The organism is Streptomyces sp. Sge12 (assembly GCF_002080455.1).
Taxonomy (GTDB): Bacteria; Actinomycetota; Actinomycetes; order Streptomycetales; family Streptomycetaceae; genus Streptomyces.
Genome location: NZ_CP020555.1, coordinates 7,775,242 through 7,787,576 on the forward strand (window position 1 = coordinate 7,775,242; position 12,335 = coordinate 7,787,576).

Annotated in this window: 10 protein-coding genes and 2 pseudogenes; 4 read left to right on the forward strand and 8 right to left on the reverse strand. The window is 72.0% G+C overall.

Annotated features, from left to right (window positions below; all coding sequences use genetic code 11):
* Positions 1-88: 88 nt before the first annotated feature.
* Positions 89-2,239 (forward strand): SpoIIE family protein phosphatase, encoded by a 2,151-nt coding sequence (locus B6R96_RS34900; RefSeq protein ID WP_237291608.1) that lies wholly within the window; start codon positions 89-91, stop codon positions 2,237-2,239.
* A gap of 58 nt (positions 2,240-2,297) precedes the next feature.
* On the opposite strand, the pseudogene B6R96_RS34905 reads toward B6R96_RS34900, so the two are convergent.
* Positions 2,298-3,313: pseudogene (locus B6R96_RS34905) on the reverse strand (NADP-dependent oxidoreductase).
* Positions 3,314-3,762: 449 nt separating this feature from the next.
* Between B6R96_RS34905 and B6R96_RS34915 the strand changes: the two are divergent.
* Positions 3,763-4,320, forward strand: coding sequence for a hypothetical protein (locus tag B6R96_RS34915; RefSeq protein WP_081524767.1), 558 nt, complete (start codon positions 3,763-3,765; stop codon positions 4,318-4,320).
* Between the two features lie 84 nt (positions 4,321-4,404).
* Here B6R96_RS34915 and B6R96_RS34920 read toward each other — a convergent pair whose 3' ends face one another.
* Positions 4,405-5,283, reverse strand: a complete 879-nt coding sequence (locus tag B6R96_RS34920) for a DUF1648 domain-containing protein (RefSeq protein WP_237291609.1) — start codon at positions 5,281-5,283, stop codon at positions 4,405-4,407.
* Between the two features lie 83 nt (positions 5,284-5,366).
* Positions 5,367-5,714, reverse strand: a complete 348-nt coding sequence (locus B6R96_RS34925; protein WP_030386712.1) for a GntR family transcriptional regulator — start codon at positions 5,712-5,714, stop codon at positions 5,367-5,369.
* Between the two features lie 100 nt (positions 5,715-5,814).
* On the opposite strand from B6R96_RS34925, the pseudogene B6R96_RS34930 reads away from it, so the two are divergent.
* Positions 5,815-6,297: pseudogene (locus B6R96_RS34930) on the forward strand (DoxX family protein); the annotation flags it as partial.
* A 228-nt stretch (positions 6,298-6,525) separates the two neighbouring features.
* Here the strand turns inward: B6R96_RS34930 and B6R96_RS34935 are convergent.
* The 5 genes from B6R96_RS34935 to B6R96_RS34955 form a co-directional block, all read right to left on the reverse strand.
* On the reverse strand, positions 6,526-7,053 hold the full coding sequence (locus B6R96_RS34935; protein ID WP_053175576.1) for a hypothetical protein: 528 nt from the start codon (positions 7,051-7,053) through the stop codon (positions 6,526-6,528).
* Between the two features lie 295 nt (positions 7,054-7,348).
* Positions 7,349-8,497: a DUF475 domain-containing protein gene (locus B6R96_RS34940; RefSeq protein ID WP_081524769.1), complete on the reverse strand. Its 1,149-nt coding sequence runs from the start codon at positions 8,495-8,497 to the stop codon at positions 7,349-7,351.
* A gap of 120 nt (positions 8,498-8,617) precedes the next feature.
* Positions 8,618-9,862, reverse strand: coding sequence for a serine hydrolase domain-containing protein (locus B6R96_RS34945; protein ID WP_081524770.1), 1,245 nt, complete (start codon positions 9,860-9,862; stop codon positions 8,618-8,620).
* A gap of 142 nt (positions 9,863-10,004) precedes the next feature.
* Positions 10,005-10,832: a YihY/virulence factor BrkB family protein gene (locus tag B6R96_RS34950; RefSeq protein ID WP_107475645.1), complete on the reverse strand. Its 828-nt coding sequence runs from the start codon at positions 10,830-10,832 to the stop codon at positions 10,005-10,007.
* Between the two features lie 108 nt (positions 10,833-10,940).
* Complete coding sequence (locus B6R96_RS34955; RefSeq protein ID WP_081525408.1) at positions 10,941-11,687, reverse strand: VOC family protein; 747 nt, start codon at positions 11,685-11,687, stop codon at positions 10,941-10,943.
* Positions 11,688-11,942: 255 nt separating this feature from the next.
* On the opposite strand from B6R96_RS34955, the gene B6R96_RS34960 reads away from it, so the two are divergent.
* A complete protein-coding gene (locus B6R96_RS34960) occupies positions 11,943-12,326 on the forward strand; it encodes a PRC-barrel domain-containing protein (protein ID WP_081524771.1) in 384 nt (127 codons plus the stop codon).
* The last annotated feature ends 9 nt before the right edge of the window (positions 12,327-12,335 follow it).

The window sequence follows — 12,335 nt, forward strand, 5'->3', positions numbered from 1 at the left end:
CCCCCGGGGGCCCAGCACGGGCCCGGTGCGGGCTCGCCGGGACGGGCGGGTGCGGACGGGACGGTGGATATGGGGGGAACATGGTCATGTGCGAAACGTTCCGGGGCGCGACGAGAGGGCCGACCGGCGTGCGCTGAGCGAGGCACTGGTCGCGGCCTGCGCCGACGCGGGAGCGTCCATCGGCATGCTCTACCTGCCCGCCCCCGACCCCGCCCGGCGCGTTCTGCACCTGACGCTGGCCTCCGGGCTGTCCCGCGAGTTCGCGGCACCCTGGTCCAGGGTCGGCCTGGACGACCCGATCCCGGTGGCCGACGCGGTCCGCGACGGCCGCCTCGTCTGGCTCGGCGGCCAGGAGGACACGGCCCGCCGCTACCCGCGCCTGGGCCTCGTCCTCCCGTACGACTTCGCCCTCGCCGCAGCCCCGCTGCCGCCGACGGGGGCGGGCCTGCTCCTGCTGTGGCCGGGCTCGCACGAGCCCGATCTCGACGAGCGGGAGCGCAAGGCCCTGGAATCGGCCCGCGGCCACCTCACGCACGTCCTGCTGCGCGCCGCCGACGAGGGCCGGCCGCTGCGCCCGGCGTCGCGTCCGGTCATCCTGCGCCCGCTCCCGCCCCCCACACCGGGCCCGGCCGAGGCGGCGGCCGCCATGGCCTTCGTCCGGCGCCTGCCCGGAGGCAACTGCGCACTCGACCTGAACGGCACCATCACCTTCATCACCCAGGAGGCGGCCGACCTGCTCGGCGCGCCCGTCTCCAGCCTGCGCGGGGCCCTGCCCTGGGAGGCCCTGCCGTGGATGGACACGCCCGCCGTGGAGAACCACTACCGGGCCGCCGCGATGAGCCGGCTGCCGCGGAGCTTCACCACGCCGCGCCCCACCGGACAGCAGGTGCGTTTCGACCTCTACCCGGACAACACGGGAATCAGTGTCCGCATCACCACGGGCAGTGACCAGCCCGACGCGCCGGCCCCGGCCCCTCCCGGGTCCGCCGACCCGTCCGCGCCCAGCCGGGCCACCGCGCTCTACCCGCTCATGCTGCTGGCCGCGACCCTCACGGAGGCCGCCCACGCCCAGGACGTCGTGGAGAAGGCCGCCGACCAGATCGTCCCCTCGCTCGGAGCCCACGCCATGGCCCTGCTGGCCGAGCAGGACGGCCGGGTACGGGTCGTCGGCCACCGCGGATACTCCGCGCAGCACATGGCGGACCTCGACGGCACGCCCGTGTCGGCGGACACCGCCAGTACGCACATCCTGCGCACCGCCACCCCGCTGTTCTTCGGCGGGATCGACGAGCTCCTGGCCGCCCACCCGGACGCGGCCATCGAGGACGGCATGGCCGCCTGGGCGTTCCTTCCCCTGATCGCCTCCAACCGTCCCATCGGCTGCCTCGTTCTCGCCTACACGCATCCGCGCACCTTCGCGCCCGGCGAACGCGCCGTCCTGACCTCGATCGCCGGACTGATCGCGCAGGCGCTGGACCGCGCCCGCCTCTACGACGCCACCCACCAGCTCGCCCGCAGCCTGCAGACCGGGCTCCTGCCGCACACCCTGCCCGCGGTTCCCGGCCTCGAAGTCGCCGCCCGCTACCTGCCCGCCGCCCACGGCCTCGACGTCGGCGGCGACTTCTACGACCTCATCCGCATCGACGACACCACCGTCGCGGCCGCCATCGGCGACGTCCAGGGCCACAACGTGAACGCCGCCGCCCTCATGGGCCAGGTCCGCACCGCCGTCCACGCGGGCGCCGGCGCTCCCCCCGAAGAGGTCCTCGCCCGCACCAACCGGCTCCTGACCGACCTCGAACCGGGCCTGTTCACCAGCTGCCTGTACGTCCACATCGACCTGGCCGGCCACACCGCCCGGCTGGCCTCCGCCGGCCACCCGCCACCCCTGCTGCGTCACCCCGGGGGCAGGACCGAGATGCTGAACCTTCCGTCCGGCCTCCTCCTGGGCATCGTCCCCAAGGCCTCGTACGCGGCCGTCGAGATCCCCCTCGCCCCCGGCGCGCTCCTCGCCCTCTACACCGACGGGCTCGTCGAGGCCCCCGGCCGGGACATCGAGGAGGCCATCGGCGCGGTCGCGGCCCATATCGGCGACGCACCCGAGGACCAGCCGCTCGGCGATCTGGCGGACGAACTCATCGAGCACGCCCACCGCGACGCACCCCGCACCGACGACATCGCCCTCCTGCTGCTGCGCATCCAGGGCCCGGTTCCGCCGGCTGACCCGCACCGCCCCTGAACCGCCCCGAGGGCCGCCCCGCCCCGAGCGCCGCCCCGCCCGTGCGGGGCGGCGGCGCTCATCGCTGCGCGCCCAGCCGGACCAGCATCTTGCCGGTGTTGGCGCCGCTCAGCACCCCGAGGAAGGCGTCCGCCGCGTGCTCGATCCCGTCGGCGACGGTCACCTCCGTACGCAACGTCCCGTCGGCCAGCAGGCCGGCCGCCCTGCCGATCCACTCCGGGAACAGGTCGAAGTGGCTGGAGACCAGCATCCCCCGCAGGGTCACCTCGCGCGCCGCGGCCCGGAAGAGGTTGTCGGGACCCGGCGCCGGATCCGTGGAGTTGTAGCCGCTGATCGCACCGACCATGGCGATCCGTCCGCCGGGGCGGACGGCGCCGATGGCCGCCTGGAGGTGGTCGCCGCCGACGGCGTCGAGGTAGACGTCGATGCCCTCGGGGGCCGCCTGCGCGAGCTGACCGGGCAGGTCGCCCCGGCGGTGGTCGATGGCCGCGTCGTAGCCGAAGACGTCCAGCAGCTTCTTCGTCTTGTGGGGGCCGCCGGCCGAGCCGATGACCCGGGAGGTGCCCAACTGCCGTGCCAGCCGGCCGGCGACGCTGCCCACCGCCCCGGCCGCGGCGGAGACGAACACGACGTCACCCTCCTTGACCGGAGCGGTCCGGGTCAGCGCGGCGTACGCGGTCAGGCCCGTGGTGCCCAGCGCGCGCCGAGGTAGTCCGCCCGCGAGGCGATCGAGGTGTCGACGACGGTGGCCGCACCGGCCTCCAGGACCGCGTACTCCCGCCAGCCGAGGAAGTGCGACACGGTCGCACCGACCGGCACGGCCGCGGCACGCGAGGCGACCACCTCGCCCACCGCGCTGCCTTCGAGTGCCGTGCCGAGGGCGAACGGCGCGATGTAGGAGGGGGCGTCGTCCATCCGGCCCCGCATGTACGGGTCGACGGACATCCAGGTGTTGCGGACCAGGACCTGACCCTCGCCGGGCTCCGGCAGCTCGGTGGTGACGAGCCGGAAGTCCTGCGGCTTCGGGGCGCCGACGGGGCGGGAGACGAGGTGGATCTCGCGGGAGACGGTCATGGCGTGTTCCTTTCGGTGCGGACCGCCCAGGGACTGGCGGCGCCGGATCCGTGGCCGGCGCCCCGGGGGACCGCTCCGCGGCGGCGGAGCTCCTCGGTACGGCGGCTGCCCTGCGGGAGTCACTGGGCACCCCGCTGCCACCGTCGGAGCGGTACGACGTCGACCGGGCGACGGCCCGCCTCCGGGCGGCGCTGGGCGATGACGCCTTCACCGCGGCCTTCGCCCGGGGCCACTCCCGCCCGCCGGAGGGCCAGGCCGTCCGGCGGCAGTCGCGGCTGAGGCTGCGATTCGCGGTGGAGGTCGGTATTTCCAGCCATTCTCGGTACGAGACTGACATGCTCCTGACACTTCAAGACCGCTGTGGGACTCTCCCGGCACGCACTCCGCACACTCTGTGAGGCCCAGCGCCTCGCCCACCCCCACCAGTACGTGGCATGGAGGAGCGAACCATGAGGCACATCGCCCAGAGCACCCGCACCACGCGCACTACCCACACCACCCGCATCGCACGTCTCGCCGGGATCGCGACGCTGGTCGTCGCGGCGGCCTTCGCCGGCACCGGCGCGGCCCTCGCGCAGGGAACCGACGCCTCGGCCGTCGACCAGAAGGTCGACGGCGTGATGGTGGTCGCCGGCAGCAGCTGCAGCTGGACCAACGCGAGCACGAGCGCCGTTCCCCCGAACGCCCTCACGGTCGACCGCACCACCGTCAACACCCCGGGCGGCAATCTGGCCTGCGGCGGCGGCATCGTCGCCTCCCTGAACAACAACCCCGCCTTCACCTTCGACGACGCCGCGGGCACGGCCCGGACCGACCTGATCGACATCACCGGCAGGATGAGCTTCATCTCCTGTCGCTACAAGGCGACGAGCATCGTGTGGGACCGCGACGCGACGAGCCTGAAGTACATCAACCGGGCCTTCACGGCCACCAAGACCTCGGGCAGCTTCCTGTGTCCGGGATCGGTCACCACCCCGGCCGGGGACGCGTCGATGCTGTTCCACTGAGCCGTGGGCGGCCGGGCGGACGGGGCCGGCCCACCGGCCCCGTCCGACCCGCCGCCGGTCGGCCGTGCTCAGGGCCGGTCGGGCTCAGGCTCGGCCGGTGTGCGCGCCGGCCAGGGAGTTGAGCAGGGCGGCGGCCCGTTCGGCGTCGTCCACGCTGACCGCGAAGTCCTTGCCCCCGGCCCGGATCACCAGGCATTCGCCGCTCCGCAGCATCACCGTGGTGCCGAGGCCACTGAGCCGGTAGCCCCAGCCCCCGACCTGCGTGGGGGTGCGGTGCTCGGCCCGCGCCCACTCGATGTCCGCCGCGTCCCAGTGCCGTACCGGCCATCCGAGGGGACCGAACGCCACGTCCAGACCGCGCTCGGCGACCCGTACGCGGACCGAGGAACAGGCCAGTACGGCCATCGAGACGAAGGTGAACGGCGCGATCAGCAGCCACATCGGCTTCGCCGGATCGCCGAGCCCGACGAGCAGCGCGGCCAGCGCGACGACCCCGGCGACGGCGGCGAGCGCGTACAGCCAAGGATTCTCGGTGCGGGCGAGCCACACGCGGCGCTCACCCGCGGGAATGTCCATCCGAGAACCCTCTCCCGGTGCGGCGGGGGAGGCGGGCCGGCCGCTCGCCAGCACGCCCACCACTGCGGCCGCGGCCGCCGCCAGGACCGTCGCGACGGCTCCGACGGTCGCCGAGTCCGCGTCGCGCCACTGCGCGTGATAGAGGTTCGCCCGCACGATCGAAGCCTGTTCCCCGGCGAGCAGTACCCCGCACGAGACCAGCACGGCCCCGCGCCACCGCCGCGACGCCCGCCAGAACACCGCGGAGACGACGAGTGCGATCCAGATCGCGACCGGCACCAGTACGACCGCCCAGAGCGGAAGCGAGCCGTCGGGGTCCCCGAAGGCGTTCCAGTGCGTCGCCAGTCGATCCTCGAACCCCCTGCGCGCCGTCAGCGGCAGTACCACGAGCAGCGCGAGGATCCCGGCCGCCCAGGATGCCGTCCCCCATACGGCCCCTCGCCCCCACCCCGTTAAGCCCCCACGGTCCTTCACTGTGCCTCCTTGATCATCTCTATGAGATCCGCCCTGCCGTACCCCAGGCGGGCTCCGTCGGCCACCAGTTCGCGCACCCGTTCCAGCAGCGCCGAACGACCGTCCGCCCCACCTGCCACGGTGACCCCGCGGCCGCGCCGGAACTCCAACAGCCCCTCGTCGCGCAGCGCGCGCAGCCCCCGCAGCACGGTGTTGGCGTTGACACCCAGCGCCTGGGACAACTCCCGCGCCGGCGGCAGCCGGTCACCCGGCCCGCATTCCCCTTCGGCGATGGCCCGCCGAATGGCCCCGGCCACCTGCTCGTGCAGGGGGCGGTTGTCCGCGATGTTCAGACTGAGCAACATGATGCTAATGACGCTAGCACCATCCATTTCATTCGGCATCTGCGGGGCCGCGAAAAATCCGGCTCCCGCCGTCGAACCGGATCGCGGCAGCCGTCGTGTGATGGGCATGAACACGCCTTCCACCGGCCTCCGCGCGAGAGCCTCCGAGCACGCACTCCTGCCGCTGCGCCTCTTCCTGGGCGTCACGTTCGTCTACGCCGGTCTGGACAAGCTGACCGATCCGGCATTCCTGTCCGCCACCGGAGACGGCTCGATCGGGCAGCAGATGGAGGCGGTCCGGGACGCCGCGGGCGTGCCGGGACTGATCGACCTCTCCATGACCGACCCGGTCGCCTTCGGCATCGCGATAGCCGCCGGGGAACTGGCCGTCGGACTGGGCGCCCTGGCCGGTCTGCTGACCCGGATCGCGGCACTCGGCGGCGCGCTGATCTCCCTCAGCCTGTGGTTGACCATGAGCTGGTCGACCACCCCGTACTACTTCGGCGCGGACCTGATCTACCTGCTGGCCTGGACTCCCCTCATCCTGGCCGGGGCGCCGACCCTGTCCCTCGACGCGCTGGTCCACCGGCGCCGCGGCGCGACCCGGCGGGTGGCCCCCGCCTCGGGCCCGGCCCCGGCTCCGGCCCCGGCCCGCGGTGCGAGCCCGGCCGGCAGCGGCCACCGGGCCCGTGGGCGGGCCCGGGCCCGGGTCGGTCCGTGAGCCGCTCCGGCGGTCGGACGGTGAACGCGCCGGTCCGGGGCGGGGGCGGCGTACGGCGAAGCCCCCTCTCCTGCCGGGCAGAAGAGGGGGCTTCGCCGGATCGGTGACGGATCAGAGGGCGCTCTTCGTCGCGCTGGCGACGACGCACTCCTTGTACTCGCTGCCGTCGCCCTTGCCGGTGTACGGCGTGGTCGCCTCGGCCTGCCGGGACGCACCCGCCTTGACGGTGAGCGCGGTGACCTTGGCCTGGGCGGAGGCCGCGGCCGAGGTGGCGTCCCCGCGGAACTTCATGGTGATGTTGTAGGTCTGGTCCAGCGAGCCGCTGTTCGTGACCGTGATCCTGGCGACCAGGTTCTTGCCCGCGTCGTCCAGCTTGCAGGTGTCGATCTTGATGTCTCGCTCGGTCTTGTTGCTGCTGGATCCGCCGGTGACGGACGTGCCACCCGAGCTGCTGGTGCTGCCGCCGGTGCTGTCGCTGTCATGGCTGCCACCGGTGCTGCCGCCGCTGGAGCTGCTGGAGCCCGAGCCGGAACTGTGGCTGCTGCCACCGCAGCTGGCGCCGTGGGAGCCGCGGGCTCCGGTGAGTGCGAAGATTGCGATACCAAAGACGGCAACCGCGCGGACATGGCGAAGCTTCACGTGAACCCCGTTGGAATAGCAGTGTGCGAGAGCCCGACTTGATGGGCTCATGTCACTTTATCAGGGGTCGGGGCAGCCTTGATCCACTGTCCGCGCCCGCGTACGCGGGCGTGTGGGGTGCCGTTGGCCCGTGCGTCACCGAGCACGTCGCATGTCCGTCCCGAAGTCGCCCCGGCGATGAGCTCCTTGGCGCCGATCGGCGAAGGCGACGCCGCAGAGCGGTTGCATTCGTACAGACCGTCCCTTGTGTTGATGGCCGTCCGTGCCGGTGGCCCGCCCGTGTCGGTGCCCCTGCTCAGACGCCGGAGGGGACCTCGGTCTTCTCGTCGGACCCCGTGCCCTTCGCCCCGGCCGCCGCCAGCCTGCGGTTGCGCCGGACCGAGGAGAGGAAGGACCAGCCGATCAGGACGACGCCGACGAGGCCCGTGATGACCTCGTGGATCTCGTACTGGATGGTGACGAGCAGGATCACGGCGAGGGCGCCGATCGCGTAGTGCGCGCCGTGCTCCAGGTAGACGTAGTCGTCGAGGGTGCCCTGGCGGACCAGGTAGACCGTGAGCGAACGGACGTACATCGCGCCGATGCCGAGGCCGAGCGACATGAGGACGATGTCATTGGTGATCGCGAAGGCGGCGATGACGCCGTCGAAGGAGAAGGACGCGTCGAGGACCTCCAGGTAGAGGAACAGGAAGAAGGCGGCCTTGCCGGCCATCACGACCGCCGGGACCTTCGTGCCGCTCTTCCTGGCCGCTGCCTCGGCCTCGTGCTCGCGCTCCTCCTCTTCCTCGAGTTTGTTCTCGAAGTAACCGGAGAGTCCGCCGACGACCAGGTAAGTGATCAAGCCCGCGATGCCGGCGATCAGGACGGTCTCGGCCTTGTCGGCGTGGACCCCGCCGTACTGGTGGGCGTGGGTGGCGAAGGTCGTCGCGGAAACGAGCAGCACGATGAGCGCGATGCAGACGGAGAGCATGTCGATCTTGCCGAGCTTGGCGAGCGGGCGCTCCAGCCATCCGAGCCACTTGAAGTCGCGGTCCTCGAAGATGAAGTCAAGGAAGATCATCAGGAGGAACATGCCCCCGAAAGCGGCGATCGACGGGTGGGCATCGGTCACCAGCTGCTGGTACGTGTCCCTTTCGTCCAGCGCGAGCTGCACCGCTTCGATCGGACCGATCCCGGCGCTGACGGCGACGATCACGACGGGGAAGACCAGGCGCATGCCGAAGACCGCGATCAGGACACCGATGGTGAGGAAGATCTTCTGCCAGAAGGCATTCATCTTCTTCAGGATTCCGGCGTTGACCACGGCGTTGTCGAAGGACACCGAGATTTCGAGGATGGACAGGATCGCCACGATCCCGAAGCCTGCCCACCCCCCGTATAACACCGCCGCGATCAGGCCGAGCGCGGTGACCGCGAACGACCAGCCGAACGTTTTCAGAAGCACTGGCTACCCAATCGTCGTGTACGGGGCTCCTCCGCGCCGTACATGGCTTTGCGAAACATTGACCGTGGAGTCTAGATCGATGCCTCGCGGCTCCGACAGATCGCCCGGGCCGGCGGATCGTCACCTCTCCGTCGGCGGTGCCTGGTTGCCGAATGCGGCGAGGGCCAGGCGCTGGGCCATCGCCTCGGCGCCATGGCCGGAGGACGACGACGTGCCGATCGCGTACACCCCGCGCCGGTTGAGGTCGGGGGAGGCGAAGACGCCGCTGCGGTATCCCGGATCGGAGCCCGTCTTGCCCCACAGGACCGAGCCGTCGGGCAGCGGCAGGGACATCAGGCCGACGCTGAAGCAGGCCGTGCCCCTGGCGGGACCGGTGCTGCAGTTGGAGCCGTTGGCGTACGGCAGCGGCTTGCCGTCGGAGCCCTTCGGCAGGGCGAACAGCTCGGCGGCCTGCTCCGGTTGCAGCAGCCGGCCGTCGAACAGGCCGGAGATGAAGCGGTCCAGGTCACCCGTGGTCGAGGTCATGCTGGCGGGCAGCCCGCCCTGCACGTTGACATCGACCGCCTCGCCGGTGCTCCTGGTCATGTAGCCCGGCAGGTAGGGCGCGGGTACGGGCGTACTGCGGCCGGGCGCGGCGGCCCTGGTTTCCCGCATCTTCAGCGGCTTCAGGATGCGGGCGGTCACCTCGGACCGGTACGGGTGCCCGGTGATCTCCTCGATGAGCTTGCCCGCGACGCGGTAGCCGAAGGAGTTGTACTCCTGCCGGGTACCCGGGGCGAAGCGCGGACCCGGCGCCGGCCTGCCCACGGGGCGCAGCGTCTGCTCGATGACCTCGTCGAAGGAGAGGTACTCGAAGCGGCGCTCGATCTCCTCGTCCTCCGGGGTGGCCGGCGAGCCCTCGAAGTCCTGGGGCAGGCCGCTGGTGTGGTTGAGCAGCTGCCGGACGCTGATCGGCTCCGTGAACCGGGCTTCCGGCAGCAGCCCGGGCAGGTAGTGCTGGACGCTCCGGTCCAGGTCCACCCGGCCCTCGGCGGACAGTTGGAGGAGGATCACCGCCTCCATCGGCTTGCTGATACTGCCGATACGGAAGTGCGCATCGGGGCTGATGGGCTTGCCGGTGATGATGTCCCCGGACGTACCGCGCCACCTCTGGCCGTTCTTGTGCACCTCGGCGACGACACCGGCGACACCGGCGTCCGGGTGCACGGAAATCGCCTTGCGCAGGGCGGCGCGGTCGAGGTCCGTGCCCGTGTCGGCGTGCGCGGAGGCAGCGGTGGCGGCGGTGGCGGCGGTGGCGGCCTGCGCGGGGGCGATGACGCCCAAGGCGAGGGCGGCGGTCAGTGACAGGGCCGAGGAACGGCGCATAGGGGAAACTCCACTGGGGGCGCGATGATCAATTCCAGGTGAGTCTGTCCACCCGGGCCCGCCCGGTTCATCGGGGATCACCCTGGCCGGGCCCTGGGCCGACCCTGACCCCGCATCAGGGATCCGGGGGAACGGCCGCGTCTCACGCGTCAGGGTCCATCGGTGGCGTCCGGCGCGGCAGTTCGTCGTGGATCAGCCGGCCGGCGAGCGCACCGCCGAAGACGACGACGCCGACACCGACCAGCCAGGTCTGGATGACGAGAACGGTTCCGAAGGGGCCGTACGAGACGGCGCTGGAGGCGATCAGCGGGGAGAAGACGAGCCGGGAGAAGACCCGCAGTCCGAGCAGCGCGATCATGGTGGCCAGCGCCCCGGGCAGCAGAGCGGTCCAGGTGATCCGGCCGCCGAGCAGCAGCCATTGCGACCACCAGAAGAACACCGTGCCGATCGCCACCGCCACGAACCCGCGGGCCGGCGAGTGGCGCCACAGCGGTGCCATGGCCGACAGGTACAGGACACCGACCAGGGCGCCGAGCCACAGCACGTGCCGCCACCGGGCCCACCAGCGGGCCGGGGGCAGGTCCCAGATCCGTTCGTAGCCGCCCTGCAGCATGGTTCCGAAGGACAGGCCGAAGACGGCCAGTACGGCGAGGCCGAATGCGGTCGTGGTCCGCCACGCCTGGCCGGGCAGGGCGAACAGCCGGTCGATCTCCACCCGGGCGGCCGGAGACACACCGAGCCCGTCCCCCAGCCACTGCGCGAAGCCCTCCCCGGTGGCGGTGTTCGCCGCGGACACGACGATCAGCAGGGGTACGAGCGTCAGGAACCCGAGCGCCGAGAACCCGAGGGAGCGCTGCCACAGGTCCACGTCCCGGATCCGGCCCCAGCGGCGTCCGGCCCGCGTACGGCGTATCGCGCTGCGTATCCGTCCGACGGGCGACAGCCGGGCCGGTCCGCCCGACCCGGTCATCTCACGGCGGCCGGGGGAGAGGTGACGAGCATGGCCGCTCCAGATGTCGCTCCCACGATAGGACTCCGGCGCCGCGGAAATCCATCGCCGGGAACGATTGTTCGATTCTCAGGGCGCTCGGCCCGGCCGGTCCTGAGGTGCCACTACGGTGAACAGCGCCCCGTCGGGATCGGCGAGCACGACCCACCGGCTCGCGCTGGACGTCTGGACGGGCGAGGCGGTCCTGCCGCCCAGCCGGATCGCGGCCTCGATCACCGCTTCCAGGTCGGGCACCCGGAAGTGGACGTGCCACCGGGGACGCACTTCCGGGTCCGGTGCCGCTTCGAGCGCCCCGCCGCTGATGCGCGCCACCGTGTCGCGTCCGTGGCGCAGGACGACATGGGCGTGCTCGTACGAGACCGCGCAGCAGCCGGGACGCCCGCCGGCCCAGTCGAGCACCTCCCCGTAGAAGATGGCGGCCGCGAAGGCGTCCCGGGTCCGCAGTTCCAGCCAGGCCGGCGCGCTGCCGCGGCCGACCGACCAGTCGGGGACGACCTCGCCCTGCCAGAACCCGAAGACGGCCCCGGCCGGGTCGGCCGCCAGGGCGATGCGGCCGGTGCCGAACGCCAGGGGGCCGACCGCCATGGTGGCGCCGCGTTCGATGATCCGGGCGGAGGTGACGTCGGCGTCCTCGACGGCGAAGTACGGAGTCCACACCACGGGTGCGCCGCTCGTCCCGCCGAGCGAGCCGATGCCGGCGACGGGGGCCCCGTCGCGGAAGGCGACCATGATTCCGCTCCCGAGGTGGGTGGTGCGGAATTCCCAGCCGAGTGCCCCTGCGTAGAACCGCTGTGCGGATGCGAGGTCCCGGGCCATCAGGCTGACCCAGCACGGGGCACCGAAGATCTCGTGGCTCGATGTCGACACAGCTGCCAGCCTCATCTGCCGTTCACGGGGGACGGGACCCTTCCACCGTAGACCGGGCGGCGGCGCCGGGCCGCGAGGCCGTGCCCGGCGAGTGGCTGGATTCGAGGGGCCCGGCGCGGTGTTTGGCCCGCGACAGGGCGGGCACTCGCCTCCACACATACGGAAGGACCCGCCGGGTTCACCCAGCCGGAGGAGTTGTTTCGCGTGACGGAGCATGTGTGGAGTTACCGGTCGGCATCGGGGCCCTTGGCCTGGGCCGACCTCACCGGGTTCAAGGTCGAGGCGAGCGACGGCCACATCGGGAAGGTCGACAAGCACTCCTACGAGGTCGGTGACGCCTACCTGGTGGTCGACATCGGTGTGTGGATCTTCGGCAAGGAGGTTCTCCTTCCGGCGAGCACGGTGGCCCGCATCGACCTGGAGGAGGAGAAGGTCCACGTGAACATCACGAAGGACCAGATCAAGAACGCCCCTGAGTTCCACCGGGACATCCACCTGGAGGACCCCGGCTACCGGGGGGAACTCGGGACGCACTACGGGCTCGGGGGGCTGCCCTGGGAAGGCCCCTCCGGCAGCCACCGCGCGTGACACGGACCG

Coding starts and splice junctions, on each gene's coding strand:
- B6R96_RS34915 (WP_081524767.1), top strand. CDS start 3,763: ATGAGGCACATCGCCCAGAGCACCCGCACCACGCGCACTACCCACACC.
- B6R96_RS34925 (WP_030386712.1), bottom strand. CDS start 5,714: ATGTTGCTCAGTCTGAACATCGCGGACAACCGCCCCCTGCACGAGCAG.
- B6R96_RS34955 (WP_081525408.1), bottom strand. CDS start 11,687: ATGGCCCGGGACCTCGCATCCGCACAGCGGTTCTACGCAGGGGCACTC.
- B6R96_RS34945 (WP_081524770.1), bottom strand. CDS start 9,862: ATGCGCCGTTCCTCGGCCCTGTCACTGACCGCCGCCCTCGCCTTGGGC.
- B6R96_RS34950 (WP_107475645.1), bottom strand. CDS start 10,832: ATGACCGGGTCGGGCGGACCGGCCCGGCTGTCGCCCGTCGGACGGATA.